Source organism: Mycobacterium dioxanotrophicus (assembly GCF_002157835.1).
Taxonomy (GTDB): Bacteria; Actinomycetota; Actinomycetes; order Mycobacteriales; family Mycobacteriaceae; genus Mycobacterium; species Mycobacterium dioxanotrophicus.
Window position 1 is genome coordinate 370,460 of sequence record NZ_CP020809.1, and the last position, 14,334, is coordinate 384,793.

The 14,334-nt window shown below is 66.7% G+C and carries 15 protein-coding genes; 9 read left to right on the forward strand and 6 right to left on the reverse strand.

Going from position 1 to position 14,334, the window contains the following annotated elements; translation table 11 throughout:
- Positions 1-3 precede the first annotated feature (3 nt).
- A complete protein-coding gene (locus BTO20_RS01655; RefSeq protein WP_087072833.1) occupies positions 4-840 on the forward strand; it encodes an AraC family transcriptional regulator in 837 nt (278 codons plus the stop codon).
- Here the strand turns inward: BTO20_RS01655 and BTO20_RS01660 are convergent.
- Positions 837-1,598: a DUF2127 domain-containing protein gene (locus BTO20_RS01660; RefSeq protein ID WP_087072835.1), complete on the reverse strand. Its 762-nt coding sequence runs from the start codon at positions 1,596-1,598 to the stop codon at positions 837-839. The two genes, BTO20_RS01655 and BTO20_RS01660, sit on opposite strands and share 4 nt — an antisense overlap.
- Positions 1,599-1,634: 36 nt before the next feature.
- Positions 1,635-2,294 carry an O-methyltransferase gene (locus tag BTO20_RS01665; RefSeq protein ID WP_198344221.1) on the reverse strand — a complete coding sequence of 220 codons (660 nt, stop codon included), beginning with the start codon at positions 2,292-2,294 and terminating at the stop codon, positions 1,635-1,637.
- A 57-nt stretch (positions 2,295-2,351) separates the two neighbouring features.
- Here BTO20_RS01665 and BTO20_RS01670 point away from each other — a divergent pair, with 57 nt between their 5' ends.
- Positions 2,352-3,041 (forward strand): histidine phosphatase family protein, encoded by a 690-nt coding sequence (locus BTO20_RS01670; protein ID WP_408632224.1) that lies wholly within the window; start codon positions 2,352-2,354, stop codon positions 3,039-3,041.
- On the opposite strand, the gene BTO20_RS01675 is transcribed toward BTO20_RS01670, so the two are convergent.
- A complete protein-coding gene (locus BTO20_RS01675) occupies positions 3,025-4,464 on the reverse strand; it encodes an NHL repeat-containing protein (RefSeq protein WP_087072839.1) in 1,440 nt (479 codons plus the stop codon). The two genes, BTO20_RS01670 and BTO20_RS01675, sit on opposite strands and share 17 nt — an antisense overlap.
- Before the next feature lie 225 nt (positions 4,465-4,689).
- Here BTO20_RS01675 and BTO20_RS01680 point away from each other — a divergent pair, with 225 nt between their 5' ends.
- Positions 4,690-5,058 (forward strand): hypothetical protein, encoded by a 369-nt coding sequence (locus BTO20_RS01680; protein WP_408632148.1) that lies wholly within the window; start codon positions 4,690-4,692, stop codon positions 5,056-5,058.
- A gap of 89 nt (positions 5,059-5,147) precedes the next feature.
- Positions 5,148-6,056 carry a DMT family transporter gene (locus tag BTO20_RS01685; protein ID WP_087072843.1) on the forward strand — a complete coding sequence of 303 codons (909 nt, stop codon included), beginning with the start codon at positions 5,148-5,150 and terminating at the stop codon, positions 6,054-6,056.
- Here the strand turns inward: BTO20_RS01685 and BTO20_RS01690 are convergent.
- Positions 6,046-7,284 (reverse strand): MCE family protein, encoded by a 1,239-nt coding sequence (locus tag BTO20_RS01690; RefSeq protein ID WP_087072845.1) that lies wholly within the window; start codon positions 7,282-7,284, stop codon positions 6,046-6,048. The two genes, BTO20_RS01685 and BTO20_RS01690, sit on opposite strands and share 11 nt — an antisense overlap.
- Before the next feature lie 250 nt (positions 7,285-7,534).
- Here BTO20_RS01690 and BTO20_RS01695 point away from each other — a divergent pair, with 250 nt between their 5' ends.
- Positions 7,535-8,095: a carboxymuconolactone decarboxylase family protein gene (locus tag BTO20_RS01695; protein ID WP_087072847.1), complete on the forward strand. Its 561-nt coding sequence runs from the start codon at positions 7,535-7,537 to the stop codon at positions 8,093-8,095.
- 8 nt (positions 8,096-8,103) lie between these two features.
- Here the strand turns inward: BTO20_RS01695 and BTO20_RS01700 are convergent, their stop codons facing one another.
- Positions 8,104-10,281, reverse strand: coding sequence for an elongation factor G-like protein EF-G2 (locus tag BTO20_RS01700; RefSeq protein WP_087072849.1), 2,178 nt, complete (start codon positions 10,279-10,281; stop codon positions 8,104-8,106).
- 73 nt (positions 10,282-10,354) lie between these two features.
- Positions 10,355-10,774 carry a TIGR03668 family PPOX class F420-dependent oxidoreductase gene (locus BTO20_RS01705; protein ID WP_087072851.1) on the reverse strand — a complete coding sequence of 140 codons (420 nt, stop codon included), beginning with the start codon at positions 10,772-10,774 and terminating at the stop codon, positions 10,355-10,357.
- Between the two features lie 180 nt (positions 10,775-10,954).
- On the opposite strand from BTO20_RS01705, the gene BTO20_RS39120 reads away from it, so the two are divergent.
- From BTO20_RS39120 to BTO20_RS01725, 4 genes are all read left to right on the forward strand, one after another.
- Positions 10,955-11,293 (forward strand): hypothetical protein, encoded by a 339-nt coding sequence (locus tag BTO20_RS39120; protein WP_157680114.1) that lies wholly within the window; start codon positions 10,955-10,957, stop codon positions 11,291-11,293.
- A gap of 331 nt (positions 11,294-11,624) precedes the next feature.
- Positions 11,625-12,695 (forward strand): ABC transporter substrate-binding protein, encoded by a 1,071-nt coding sequence (locus BTO20_RS01715; RefSeq protein ID WP_408632225.1) that lies wholly within the window; start codon positions 11,625-11,627, stop codon positions 12,693-12,695.
- Positions 12,696-12,702: 7 nt separating this feature from the next.
- Positions 12,703-13,563, forward strand: a complete 861-nt coding sequence (locus tag BTO20_RS01720) for an ABC transporter permease (RefSeq protein WP_087072853.1) — start codon at positions 12,703-12,705, stop codon at positions 13,561-13,563.
- Positions 13,560-14,330 (forward strand): ABC transporter permease, encoded by a 771-nt coding sequence (locus tag BTO20_RS01725; RefSeq protein ID WP_087072855.1) that lies wholly within the window; start codon positions 13,560-13,562, stop codon positions 14,328-14,330. The genes BTO20_RS01720 and BTO20_RS01725 overlap by 4 nt, the downstream gene beginning before the upstream one ends.
- Positions 14,331-14,334: the final 4 nt, after the last annotated feature.

Below are 14,334 nucleotides of genomic sequence, written 5' to 3' on the forward strand. Positions count from 1 at the left end.
AACGTGACCGTCTCTGCAGCTTCGGACAGAGATTTAGCCGAATCGGCCAAGATCTCCAGGCCGGTCATCGAGCTGCGCCGTGGCGGCCGGGCGTTGGCCGGAAGCTACCTCTACCAGGGCGAAGGGCTGATCACCGGCTGGCACTCCCACGAGGTCCACCAGATCGAATATGCGCTGCACGGCGTGGTGGAAGTGGAGACCGACGCCGCCCACTATCTGCTACCGCCCCAGCAGGCCGCATGGATCCCCGCGGGTCTGGAGCACCAGGCGGTGATGAATCCCGACGTGAAGACCATTGCGGTGATGTTCGATGCGCAGCTCATCGCGGAACCGGGTGATCGCGCGCGGATCATCGCAGTCTCTCCGCTGATCCGGGAGATGATGATCTACGGGCTGCGCTGGCCGATCGACCGGGCCCACGGTGACGACACCTCCGACACGTTCTTCGCGACGCTCGCGCATCTGGTCGGCGAGGCGCTCGATCACGAAGCGCCACTGAGCCTGCCGACCTCCGACCATCCGATCGTGGCGGCCGCGCTGGCCTACACGAAGGAGCATCTGGCCTCGGCGACAGCCGAGGAGGTCAGCCGTGCGGTATCGGTCTCCGAACGCACACTGCGACGGCTGTTCTCCGAAACGCTCGGAATTTCTTGGCGGACATACCTTTTGCATGCCCGTATGCTGCGGGCGATGGCCCTGTTGGCGGCGCCCGACCAGTCCGTGCAGGCGACCGCGACCGCTGTCGGATTCGAGAGCCTGAGCTCATTCACCCGGTCTTTCAACCAGTTCTGCGGAGAAACACCGTCGGCCTACCGGGCGCGTGCCCGCGACGAGCACTAGCTCGACGCGAGCCCGGCCCGTTCGACGCTGAGGAGGCTTTCTGTGTGATGTTCGGCGCGGTAGGCCGCGCCGCCGCCGTTGATCCCGAAGAGCCGCTTGCTCCACAGCAGCCAGATCACCGCGGCGACGTTGATGAGGAAGGCCCCCAGCCGCAGCACGGTCACCTTCTCGGTGAGTTCGTAGACCTCCAACGGCAGGAACACGCTGGTGGCGATCACCGCGAAGTACTCACCCCAGCGCTGCGTGAGCCACAGCCCGACCGCTTCGATCAGTTCGATCAGGGCGTAGATCGCCAAGCCGACGGCGATCCACATGAGCGTTGTCGCCGACAGCGAGAAGGCGTGATCGATGGTCCGGATGATCCTGGAATCGTCCATGTTCCAACCGATTTGGTCGGCCAGCGGACGCATGAGGGGCACGTCCTTCTGGAACGCGTCCTGCAGCTGCGACCGCGTCGAGCGGACTTTCAGCACCCCGATCGCCAGTGCCACGAAAACCACTGCGCGGATCAGGCGTTCGACGGCCAGCACGCGCATGATCGTGCGGTCGCGCAGCATCCGCCCCCGCGGAACTTCGGGAGCGGTGTCGGCGGGCCCGTGCCCTTTCGGCGGGCCGACGACGAATGTCTCACATCGCAGACACCGCCACGCCTCTCCTACCGGGGTGTCGGCGCGGAGGCGCTCGCGCAGCTCGGGCTCGTCGGGAGCGAACGTGGCGTGGCCGCGCAGGCCGCAGGACCGCAGCGCGAAGTTCACCATTTCAGCACCGTAGCGGAGCCGTCGGCGCTCACCGAGCTATACGCGGCAGCTGATCTCCATGCTGTCGCTGTCGCGGGCGAGGAAGTTCACGCTGACGTAACCGTTGTCATTGTCGCGGACGTAGTCGAGGTACGGCTGGGTGTCTGCCATCGACGTGTTGTCCGCGACCAGCAACGCGCCCGTCGTGAGCTGTGGCTCAAGCAGTTTGACGACCGGCAGGTACAGCTCCTTCCAGCCGTCGAGCAGAACCAGCCCGATCTCGCCCTCGACGGTCTTGAGGGTTTCCAGGGCGTCACCGGCCAGCACTGTGATGACGTCGTCCAGTCCCGTCTCGGCGAATGTCTTGGTGGCGGCCTCGACCTTGGCCGCGCTGAGCTCGGTGGTGAAGACGTGGCCGAAACCGTTGTCGCGCACCGCAGAAGCCAGATGCAGTGCGGACAGCCCGAACGACATGCCGAACTCGACGACGATGTGCGGCTTGGTGGCCCGCACCAGGGAGTAGAGCAGCCGGCCGGCTTCCGGCGTCACCGGCATGTAGATGTCGCTGAGGGCGTCGGCGCGTTCCTGTGAGGTCGCACCGGTGAGGTCGGCGAATCGGCCGCCTCTGCCCTCACGCAGTTTGGCGAACTGTTCGTCGGACGCGGCGTACATGCGGTCCAGGGCCGCGGCGACTGTGACATCGTGGAGGGTAGTCATGCTAACGAAACTACGCCCGATGGGATGTGGATGGTCCGCTCCGTAACTGCACGGTTCATGTGCCTCGTGGTCACCGCAGTGTTGGCCGGATGGTGTGTCGTCGTCACCCCGATCGCCGCGGCGGGCGGCTATCGCACCATCACTCTGACGTTCGTCCGGCATGCGCAATCCGAGGGCAACGCAACGGGGCTCATCGACACATCGACCCCGGGTCCGGCGCTGACCGAACTCGGCCGCGCCCAGGCCGTTGCCAGTGCGCAGCGGCTGGCGGGCAACCACTACGACGGCATCTTCGCTTCGACGATGATCCGCACCCAGCAGACCGCCCAACCGATGGCCGACGCCCTGCACGAACCCGTCACCGTACTGCCCGGGCTGCGGGAGATCGAGGCCGGAGACTACGAAGGCCAACCCGAAGCAGATGCCGTCGGCACCTACTTCGCGGCGCCGCAGCAGTGGCTGCGCGGCGACCGGTCCGCGCGGATTCCCGGTTCGGTCGACGGCAACGAATTCGATGCGCGGTTCGACGACGCGGTGCAGCAGATCTACGACAGCGGTGACGTCGTACCCGTCGTCTACTCGCACGGCGGCGCGATCATGCTGTGGGTCGCGATGAACGTCACCAACTCCGACCCGGGACTGCTGGTGGCGCATCCGCTGAACAACACGGATTACGTTGTGGTTGCCGGTAATCCGACCAACGGTTGGCGATTGGTCGACTGGAACGGCGTCAAGTCAGCGGCGTGATGCGCTGAATGCCTGTGACCGTGCCCTGGTAGATCGTCCCGCCCGGTGCGGTGGTCCCCGCGGTCTGGATCGGATCCGACGCGGTGGTGGCGCCGATGAGTTGTTCGGTCAACACAGCGCCGGTGCCGGGATCGACCGCGGCGTAGAAGAACTTGTCGGCGGGCGTGGTGCCCAACTGATCGTTCACCGGGTTGTGCCGCGTGACGGTCACGATCGTGCCGTCGGCCACCGAGAGCTTCGGCACGGCTGCCGAACGCACCGTGTTGGTCCACGCCACATCGCAACCGGAGTTGTCGGGCCGGACGTCGACCCGCGTCATGCCTCCGATAAAAGGGGCAGTGGCAGGCACGGCGGGACCGGCATCGTCCGGCACGGCGGGGTAGGGATAGCCGTAGGTGCTGGCCGCGATCACCGTGCGTCCGGCGCCGATCGGCGAGTTCTCCGAGCCGGGGCCGCCCGACGTGAGCACCGGGGTGGTGCACAGCACCGCGCCGGAGGCCGTGCTGACCACCAGCACATGAACCTGGTTGTCGGCGTTGTCGATGAGCGTCAGGTACTCGCCGCCGGTCACCGGGCCGAAGAACGTCGGCGTCGAGCCGCTGCCCCAGCTCAGTTGCCCCGGCTTGCGGGCCGAACCGCGGTCGTAGCGGACCCGGTACTTGACTACCGGATTGCCCGTCGAATCCTCGGTCAACAGGTACAGCGCATGCGTGGTGACCACCGCGGTGCCCTGGGGTGCGGTCGCGATGCTGTTGGCGACCCGCTCGCCGTCGGGCAGCGCGACGGACGTGACCTTCCGGGCGGTCGTGTCGATGATGCCGACCGTGCCGCCGGCAGTTGCGTACCAGACCTTGCCGTTGTAGGCGGGTGCGAGGCTCGTGACCGAGTCGCCGGACGGCAGACCGGCGCCCAGCGGCGTCGACTCGACGATGGACAGGCTCCACAACCCGAGCTTGTTGCGGATGTGCGCGACGCGGATCAGGTTGGCGTCGCCGTCGACGAGCACCAGCCGGTCGTTGTGGTCGAGATAGGCGTAGACGCCACCCAGGAGACTGCCCGCCGCCACGGCCATGCTGGTCAGGGGCGTTCCGGAGGACTTGTCCAGCAGGTACACGCGCGGCGTTCGGCCGAGGATCTGGGTGCACAGTGCCACGGGTAAACCGTCGGCGCCGATCAGAATCGTCGGGCAGGCCGCGGCCAGGCCGATGGGTTGAGCCACGACCCGACGGGTGCCGGGGCCGGGCAGCGCAGTGGTGTCGGAGGCGCCGCTGTCGCCGTGCATGGACGCGGTGCCCGTGGGACCGTCGAAGGGGTTGTCCGGCAGCTGCGGACCGTACTGACTGGCGGCACCGGCCGGCGGAGACGTCAGTGCTGTCACCAGCACCCCAGCCAGGAGCGCTGCAAGCCATCGGCTTACCGACATCGTCAACTCCTGGTGGCGGGCGGAACCGTACGGGTCCCGAACGCTACGGCCGCCCGGTCACGAAACCGCATCCGCAGGAACTCGGTTGAGCCAAGAACCCCGACACGCCGTGTGACGTGCGTAGCGGGTGCTCAATGGGTACTCGAAATGTGACGCGCACAGCACCGATCGCGGGCTGCGGCGCCGGTCACGTCCGGCTCCCCAGCCTGGCCTTACGGCGCTACTGTGAGCAATGACATTCCGGCGATGGGAGCGGGGCAGATGAGATTTCGGCTATTGCCATACGTCACCGTCGAGGTCGACGATCGCTTGCGGCGTCGCGCCCGCAGTGCCGGCGAACGGCTGCGGATCAACGTCAGGGCGTACCTGCGCAGCGCGGCCGACGACGTGGAGACGGCCAGCGGCCGGGTCCGCGACATGTGCGACAACGCGGTGAACCGCGTCGACTCCGCGGTCGCCACAGTGAACGACAAGATCGCCCCCGAGACCCGGCTCGAGGCCAAGCCGGAGCCCGCGACCGCGCCCAAACCGGATTCTGCGGCAGACGCTGCGCCACCGCAGCAGCCTGAGCAGCAACATCTGGAAGTCGGATAGACCCGGACCGGCGCGAGGGCGTCAGGCACTCTACGGTTGAAGGTGACTGGCGTTCAGGGGCCGACCGGCCCGAAAGGGGTTGACGAGGCTTGCTCGGCAACGGTCTGGCGGTGCTGTTCGCGTTGTGCGCAGCGGTTTTCGCCGCGGTCGGCATCGTGGTCCGGCAACGCGCCACCATGGATGTCCCGGCGGAGAAGGGTGTCAGCACGGTCATGCTGCGCACCCTGCTGCGCCGCAGGCTGTGGTGGCTCGGCACGGCGTCGGCGGTAGCCGGATACGCGTTCCAGGCGCTGGCGCTCGGCTTCGGATCGTTGCTGTTGGTGCAGCCGGTGCTGGTATCGGCGTTGCTGTTCGCACTGCCCCTGAGCGCCCGGCTGGCGGGACGGCGGGTCAGCCGGGCCGAGTGGCTGTGGGCCCTGTTGCTGACGGCCGCGTTGACGGTGTTCGTCGTTCTCGCCAGGGCGAGCACCGGCTCGTACCAGGTGCCGGTGTCCACCACGCTGATCGTCGCGGTGGTGTGTGCCGCCGGGGTGACGCTGTTCGTCCTGGCCGCGACCCGCAGCACCAATTGGCGTCGCGCCGTGCTGCTGGCCGTCGCGGTCGGCGTGATGTTCGGCGTGGTTGCCGTGCTCACCAAGATCGTGATGCATCTGGTCGCCGAGGGCAGCGCACTGGCGGTGTTCACCACACCTGCCCTCTACCTGGTGCTGATGCTCGGCGTGGTGGCAACACTGTTGCAGCAGTCGGCCTTTCATGCCGGGTCCCTGCAGACCTCGGTGCCGACCATGCTGGTGCTCGAACCCGTGGTCGCGGTGGTGCTCGGCTCGGTCGTGCTCGGCGAGCACATGTCGATCACCGGATTGGAGCCCATCGCGCTGTCACTGGCCATCTGCGCGATGGCCGCCGCGACCATCGCGCTGGGCCGTGACGAGGGCGCTTACGAGGAGAAACTCGAAGCCGAGGTGGGCCGGCGGTCGGTGAGCACCGTCACGGATTGATGGTGTGCTCGCCGATCTGGCGGCCCCAGACGTATTCCGACGTCAGTGGTTGACCGAGCTCGAAGTGGTTGTACGGCGCGATCGACGCACCGGTGTCGAATACCAGATACGGCGCGGGCCACAGGTCCCGGGTGATGGGCTGCCAGCAACCGGGCCGTCCTTCGGGGCCGCCCTTGGCGTTCACCCGCGGCAGGTTGTCCGGGTACACGTACGGGTTGCCCGCGCCGACGAGCGAGTCGTGCAGCAGGAACGAGTAGCCGTTGCGGGTCTGCTGCGCGAACGCGGGTGCGGCCTCGTAGTAGTTGTGGATCATGCAGTACAGGGCAGGGCTGTTGCGGTCGAACATCGCGCTGACCGGCAGCAGGTCCTGGGCTCCGCGGACCAGGTAGGGGCCGCCGCGTTCGAAGATGTCGCCGCCGGTGTTGCCGAAGCCGACCGCGGCGACGAGGGCTTGGTCGAGGTCGCCGCGTTGATCGTTGAGGGTGTGCGCGGTGGTGACGGCGTTGCTCAGCCCGTCCCAGAGATCCGGTGAGGCGGTGGCGTAGACGTCGCTGAGATCGGCCAGGGCGGTGATGTCGTGGCGGATCTGGGGCATGCGGGGGTTCAGATCCGCCAGGATGGTGTTGCCGTTGACCACCGATCGGCCGAATTTGTCGCCGAGGCCGTCGAGGGCCTGCGCGGCGGCAGTGAGAGTTTCGTTGAGCTTGATCGGGTCGACTTGTTCGGAGATCGCGGTAATGGTCTCGAACAGCGTGTTGAACTCTGTGGTCACGCCTTGGGCCTGAATCGGGGTGTCGGCCGACAACCGCTGCGTCGACGGGTTGTCCGGCGAGACGAACGATATGTATTTGTTGCCGAACACCGTGGTGGCCCGCAATTCGGCATGCACATTTTCCGGAATGAGACGCAGGTATTTCGGATCGACATCCAGTAGCAATCTGGCTTCGGGGTTATCCCCGACGTCCACCACGTCGACCGAGGCCAGCCGGCCGATCGGCACGCCGTTGTAGGTGACCTTCGAACCCGGGTCCATCGACAATCCGGCCCGGCCGGCCATCACCGTCAGCTGCGTCTTCGGCTCGAATGCGCCGCGGAACTGCATCCATGTCAGGGCCAGGATCACCACAATGGCCGTGGCGAAGATGAAGAAAGTCGTCTTGTACGGCGGGTCATAGCGCCAATGCCTGAACCGCTGTTCCAAGCCGCTTCCGGCCGAGGATGAGGCCACGCGCAAACCTCCGATTATTGACGCAGCCAAAAGTTAAGCTGGTCAAACTTTCTCAAATGAGGAGAGATAAAAGCAACTGATTCGGGCCGATTGCGGCGGATATCAAAGCCACCGGGGCAACGAGACGGCGGTCACGTGATCGAAACGGCCCCGCGCGATGGGCGTCGCGTGTATATTTAGCTCATCTATATTGTGATCGGTCGGGGAGATCGGTCGCCGCGCGGTGATGCGGTCGCAGAAGGGATCAACAATGCTGACGCCACTACCGGCTGAAGACTGGGACGACCATGCGCGTGAGGCACTGGCAGGCACGGTGCCACTGGAGCGTCGAAACGCCGACGACGTGGGCAACGCGTTGGCGACCCTGGTCAGACATCCCGAGTTGGCCGGTCGATTCCTGCCTTTCAACACCTATCTGCAGAAGTCCTCGCGGCTGCCCGGACGCATCAGGGAACTGGTGATCCTGCGCACCGCGCACCACCACGGCTGCGGCTACGAGTGGGGCCACCACGCCGTCATCGCGCGCCGGCTGGGTCTCGCCGATGAGGACCTCATCGCGGCCCAAAGCGGTTTCGCCGCAGACGAATTCGACCAGGTCGTACTCCACGCAGTCGATGAACTGCATTCCGGTTCGCGCATCTGTCCGGCCACCTGGACCGCTCTGGGCGAACGGCTCGACGATCAGCAACGCATGGATCTGATGTTCACCGTCGGCGGCTACGGCACACTCGCCTTGGCGCTCAACACTTTCGACGTCCAGCTCGAAGCCGATGCCGGCAACGAAGAGCTGTACACCGAGATGGGCAGCTGAACGGCCGGTCACTCCGCGCTGCGGACCCGGGCCGCGGCCGTTTCCGGCATCGGCTCGTACCGGGCGAACGTCCGCGTGAACGACCCCGAGCCATGAGACAACGAACGCAGATCGATGGCGTACCGGGTCAGTTCGATCTCGGGGATCTCAGCCTTCACCGCGGTGTGGTCCTCGCCGACCTTGTCGGTACCGACGACGCGGCCGCGGCGGCTGGACAGATCGCTCATGATCGAGCCGACGAGGTCGTCGGGCACCACCACCGTCACGTCATCGACCGGCTCCAGCAGGTTCACCCGGGTGCTGGCGGCAGCCTCCCGCAGCGCCAGGCCGCCCGCCATCTGGAAGGCGAAATCCGATGAGTCGACGCTGTGCGCCTTGCCGTCGACCAGGGTCACCCGGATGTCGACGACGGGATAACCGAGTTCGGAACCGACCCCCTTCTCCATCTGAGCGCGCACGCCCTTCTCGACGCTCGGGATGAACTGGCGTGGCACGGCCCCGCCCACCACCTTGTCGACGAACTCGAAGCCGGAGCCTTCCGGCAACGGCTCCACCTCGATATCGCACACCGCGTACTGGCCGTGCCCACCGGACTGCTTGACATGGCGGCCATGGCCTTTTGCCTTGCCGCCGAACGTTTCTCGTAGCGGGACCCGCAGCGCGACAGTGTCCACCGATACGCCGTAGCGCCGGGACAGTGCGTCGAGCACGACCCCGGCATGCGCCTCACCCATGCACCACAGCACGATCTGGTGGGTCTCCGGGTTCTGCTCGATGCGCAGCGTCGGATCCTCGGCGGCCAGGCGCTGCAGTCCGACCGAGAGCTTGTCCTCGTCGGACTTCGCGCGCGGTTGCACGGCCACGGGCAACAGCGGGTCGGGCATGGTCCACGGTCGCAGCACCAGCGGGTCGGCCTTGTCGCTCAGTGTGTCCCCGGTCTCGGCGCGGCTGAGCTTGCCGATCGCACAGATGTCGCCGGCCACCACCACCGGTGCCGGACGCTGCTGCTTGCCCAGCGGGAAGGAGAGCGTGCCGATGCGCTCGTCCTCGTCGTGGTCGGCGTGTCCGGTCGTGGCATGCGCGCTCGCCTCGGCACCCGCACCGCCGCCGTTCGGTACGAAGGCCGAAAAATGGCCCGACACGTGCACTGTCGCGTCGGGCCTGATGGTGCCGGAGAACATCCGGACCAGGCTGACCCTGCCGACATAGGGATCCGAGGTGGTCTTCACCACCTCGGCCAGCAGCGGTCCGGACGGGTCGCACGCCAAGGCCTTGCGGGGAGCGCCCGCAGGGGTGAACACCTCGGGCAGGCGGTGGTGCGGCGGAGCCGGGAAGCCGCGGGTGGCGACCTCGAGCAGCTCCAGCGTGCCGATGCCCGATCCGCTGCACACCGGGATCACCGGGAAGAACGAACCGCGCGCGACGGCCTTCTCAAGGTCTTCGATGAGCGCGTTCTGGTCGATGTCCTCACCGCCGAGGTAGCGCTCCATCAGCGTCTCGTCCTCGGACTCCTCGATGATTCCCTCGATGAGCGAGCCACGCAGCTCGGCGATCTCGTCGGAGTAGGACTCGGCAGGCGCGTGCGACGAGTGCTTGCCGTCGGAGTAGTCGTACTGGGTCTTGGTGATCAACCCGATGACGCCTTCATCTGCCGGAAAATACAGGGGCAGCACCTTGTCGCCGAACGCCTGCTGTGCGGTGGCCAGTGCGTTGGCGTAGTTGGCCCGGGCATGGTCGAGTTTGGTGATCGCCACGGCGCGCGGCATCCCGACCGCGCTGCACTCCTGCCACAACGCCTTGGTCGGCTCATCCACGGTCTCGTTCGCCGCGACGACGAACAGCGCGCAGTCCGCTGCCCGCAGCCCGGCGCGCAGCTCTCCGACGAAGTCGGCGTACCCGGGGGTGTCGATGAGGTTCACCTTGATCCCGTTGTGCTGCAACGACGCCAGCGCCAGCCCGACCGACCGCTGCTGGGCGATCTCGGCGTCGTCGAAGTCGCACACCGTCGAGCCGTCGAGCACCGAGCCGACGCGGGTCAGCACGCCGCCGGCCATCAGCAAGGCATCTACGAGCGTGGTCTTACCGGCACCCGACGGCCCGACCAATGCGATGTTGCGGATCGCCTCCGGGCGTTCCGCGGTAGGTAGGGCCCCGTTGCCGGCCGCAGAGGCCGTCCTGTCCGCCATGGCATGTCCTCCTGAGATCCCTTTCCACCATTCCCCGATGTGACCTGCAGCACAAGGGCTGGGTAGCGGGTGTTCAGGCCTGCCAGGACGACCAGCGCGTGACCTCGATCGTGACGACCGGTCCGTCGAGCGCGATCCGTTCGTACTGACGGTATTTGGCACGCAGGAGGGCATATCCGGTCGCCATCTCGTCGCCGCTGTAGTGGGTCGCTGCCTGCCCGTCGGCCCGGACCCACCACAGGTGCGACCAGTCGTCGTCGTAGTGGTCGGCGAGCAGGCTCACCCGCGGGTCGCCTTCGATGTTGGCCAGCCTGCGTAGCTTCTGCGTGGACTTTCGTTTCGCGTCGACGGCGGTGTAGATGGTGACGCCGTCGGTCCCGCGATGCACCGCGAACACCACCGGGACGAGGTGCGGGGCGCCGTCGGGTCCCAGGGTCGCCAGGACCGCGGTGGGCGTGCGGGCGAACTGCTCGATTACCTCGAACTCGGCCATGCGTTCAGCGTAGGAGCAACGGCTGCGTCAGCGGGTGTGTCTGGGCTGCGGCGCCACGCTGTACGGGGTTCGGGTGACGTTGATCTCGGGCCGCTTGGTGGGTGTCTGCTGATACGTCGGCCGATAGGCAGGCGCCTGGCTCGGCGGCGGAGCGGCAGGCGGTGGTGGCGGCGGGGGGAGGTGGAGCTGGCGAGAGGCCGGCCCGCAACGGGGGCGGTGGGGGGCGCGGTAGGACTCGACGCGGTCGTCGTCGCCGACGAGGGGGTCCGGTCGACGGTGGACGACGGATTGCGAACGATCAACAGCACCAGCGATACCACGATCGCGGCGGTGGCCAGCGCAGCGGCGCCGAGTGCCACCGCGGCCCTGCGAGTGCGGTACCACGGCACGGGCGCGGGTTTGAAATTCCAGGTCGTGGCGTCGAACGCATCGAAGCCGTCCGCCTCTGGTTCGGCCGCGCCGCCGGGTCCGGGTGCGTCCTCGCCGGGCGTCTCCGGCGCAGCGTCGGCCCAGAGGTAGTCGAAGCGACCAGCTGCCTCAGGTTCAGCCACGTTCTGATGCTAGCGGCACGACCTGCATGAACGCGTGATGATTGCAATGTCGACACGACGGCGAAACCCGGCGATGACGGAATGGGCCCCGGTCGGTGGTCGGCCACGGTAGGGTTCGGACGTCCCGCCGGAGCCATTCACCGCAGCGACCAGTGTCGGTAACCGCGGCGCCATTGCTGCGCTTTCTGATCATCGGAAGGTTGGCAATGCTTTCCAGAACAGCGTCCACCAGAACCTCGCAGCCCAAACTGATTCCAGGCATCCTGGCCGCCATCACGGCCTTGGTCGCCACCGGTGTGGTGGCATGCGCGCCACCGCAGAAAGACAATGGTGGCGCGCAGACCCAATCGGGGGTCAAGGCGGCCGAGGCCACCTCCGCCGAGGCGTTCGGCGGCATGGACGGCCTGGTTACCGCCGCCAAGGCCGAGGGCGAACTCAACGTCATTGCGCTGCCCCCGGATTGGGCCAACTACGGCGCGATCATCAAGGCCTTCTCCGACAAGTACGGCATCAAGGTCAACTCGGCGCAGCCGGACGCGTCCAGTCAGGAAGAGATCAACGCCGCCAACCAGCAGAAGGGCAAGAGCGCGGCGCCCGACGTGTTCGACCTCGGACAGGCTGTGGCACTGGCGAACACCTCGATGTTCGCGCCGTACAAGGTGGCGACGTTCGACACCATCCCGGCGAAGTTCAAGGATCCGAACGGAGTTTGGGTCAACGGCTATGGCGGTTACATGTCCATCGGGTTCGATTCGGCCAAAGTGCCTGCCATCACCAACGTCGACGACCTACTCAAACCCGAATACCACGGAAAGGTCGCTCTCAACGGCGATCCCACCCAAGCCGGTGCCGCATTCTCCGGAGTGGTGATGGCGGCGCTGGCTCAGGGCGGGTCGGCCGACAACATCGCGCCCGGCGTCGACTTCTTCGGAAAGCTCCACCAGGCAGGCAATTTCCTGCCGGTTGATCCCACCCCGGCCACCATCGAGTCGGGTCAGACTCCCGTGGTGATCGACTGGAACTACACCAATGCCGCAGAAACCCGGAAGCTGCCGAGTTGGCAGGTCGTGGTGCCGCCGGACCATGCCGTCGCAGGCTACTACTTCCAGGCCATCAACAAGGAGGCCCCGCACCCGGCCGCGGCGCGGCTCTGGCAGGAGTTCCTGTTCAGCGACGAAGGCCAGAACATGTTCATGGTGGGTGGTGTTCGCCCGGTCCGGGCCGACCAGATGGCCGTCGCGGGCACCGTCGACAAGGCGGCGTTCTCCAAGCTGCCGTCGATCGACGGGCAGGTGGTCATCCCGACTCCCGCCCAAACCGAGGCGGCCACCAAGTATCTGGCGGACAACTGGGCCAAGGCGATCGGCTGAGCGACCGATGCCGGGTGCCGTGGTGATGCGGCGGGTCCGCGAAAGTCTGCCACTGCTGCCGTTTCTCGCGGTGGTCACCGTGTTTCTGATCGTGCCGACGGTGACGGTCGTCGTCATGGCGTTCTTCGCCGACGGGTCATTCTCGCTCGCCCGGATCACTGCGCTGTTCTCGCCGACGGCACTGGCCGCCCTGGCCAAGAGCGTGCTGCTCTCCGGTAGCACCGCTCTGATCGGGGCGGTGCTCGGTGCCGTGTTGGCCTGGCTCATCGTGAGCAGTCCACCATCGTCGATGGTCCGGCGTTCGGTGCTGGCGCTGTGCAGTGTGCTGGCCCAGTTCGGCGGTGTCGCTTTGGCTTTCGCATTCCTGGCCACGATCGGGCTCAACGGTGTGCTGACGGTCTGGGCCCGCGAACATCTGGGCTGGGACCTGGCGGGATCAGGCTGGCTCTACGGGCTGCCCGGGTTGATCCTGGTGTACACCTACTTTCAGATTCCGCTGATGGTGATCGTGTTCCTGCCTGCCCTGGAAGGCCTTCGCGAGCAGTGGCGGGAAGCCGCGGTCAGCCTGGGCGCGTCCACGTGGCAGTACTGGCGTGAGGTGGCGGTGCCGTTGCTGACGCCGGCCTTCCTCGGATCGGCATTGTTGTTGTTCGCCAACGCCTTTGCCGCGTACGCGACCGCCGCGGCGCTGGTGAGTCAGGGCAGCCCGATCGTGCCGCTGCTGATCCGCGCCGCGTTGACCAGTGAGGTGGTGCTCGGCCAGTCCGGGTTCGCCTACGCGTTGGCGCTGGAGATGATCGTCGTGGTGGCAGCGGTGATGCTCGCCTACAACGCACTGGTGCGGCGCACCGCACGGTGGCTGAAATGACCCGGGCGAGAACGGCACTGCGCGTCGTGCTGTGGCTGCTGTTCGGACTGTTCTTCTTGTTCCCGCTATATGCGATGGCCGACTTCTCGACCCGCAACCTGATCGAGGGCGGGCGCACCCTGGCGGCATGGCACAACCTGGTGGCCGACGAGGCGCTCTACCAGGCGATCGTGGTATCGGTGCTGCTGGCTGTCTTCACCGTGGTCGCGATGTTGGTGCTGCTGGTTCCGACGATGATCTGGGTGCGGTTGCGAGCGCCGTGGGCGCGACGGGCGATCGAGTTCCTGTGCCTGCTGCCCTTGACGATTCCGGCGCTGGTGATCGTGGTCGGGTTGCGCAACGTCTACCTCTGGGTCACCTACTTTCTGGGTGAGTCGGCGCTGACGCTGACGTTCGTCTACGTCGTGTTGGTGCTGCCGTTTGCCTACCGGTCCCTCGACGCCGCGCTGGCGGCGATCGACCTGCGGACCCTGTCGGAGGCGGCGCGCTCGCTCGGTGCCGGCTGGGCCGCCACGATCACCCGGGTGATCGTGCCGAACATCTGGCCCGGAATCCTTTCCGCCGCCTTCATTTCCATTGCAGTGGTGCTCGGGGAATACACCATCGCGTCGCTGAGCGGGTATCAGACGCTGCAGGTGCAGATCGTCGCGATCGGGAAGAGCAACGGTCCGACGTCGGTGGCGGCCTCGCTGGCGGTGTTGCTCTTGGGTTTCGTGTTGTTGCTGGCTCTGGCGGTCGTCACCCGTGGCCGGCGGCCGCGGAAGTGAGGAG

Coding starts and splice junctions, on each gene's coding strand:
- BTO20_RS01660 (WP_087072835.1), bottom strand. CDS start 1,598: ATGGTGAACTTCGCGCTGCGGTCCTGCGGCCTGCGCGGCCACGCCACG.
- BTO20_RS01665 (WP_198344221.1), bottom strand. CDS start 2,294: ATGACTACCCTCCACGATGTCACAGTCGCCGCGGCCCTGGACCGCATG.
- BTO20_RS01670 (WP_408632224.1), top strand. CDS start 2,352: ATGTGCCTCGTGGTCACCGCAGTGTTGGCCGGATGGTGTGTCGTCGTC.
- BTO20_RS01675 (WP_087072839.1), bottom strand. CDS start 4,464: ATGTCGGTAAGCCGATGGCTTGCAGCGCTCCTGGCTGGGGTGCTGGTG.
- BTO20_RS01695 (WP_087072847.1), top strand. CDS start 7,535: ATGCTGACGCCACTACCGGCTGAAGACTGGGACGACCATGCGCGTGAG.
- BTO20_RS01700 (WP_087072849.1), bottom strand. CDS start 10,281: ATGGCGGACAGGACGGCCTCTGCGGCCGGCAACGGGGCCCTACCTACC.
- BTO20_RS01705 (WP_087072851.1), bottom strand. CDS start 10,774: ATGGCCGAGTTCGAGGTAATCGAGCAGTTCGCCCGCACGCCCACCGCG.
- BTO20_RS01720 (WP_087072853.1), top strand. CDS start 12,703: ATGCCGGGTGCCGTGGTGATGCGGCGGGTCCGCGAAAGTCTGCCACTG.
- BTO20_RS01725 (WP_087072855.1), top strand. CDS start 13,560: ATGACCCGGGCGAGAACGGCACTGCGCGTCGTGCTGTGGCTGCTGTTC.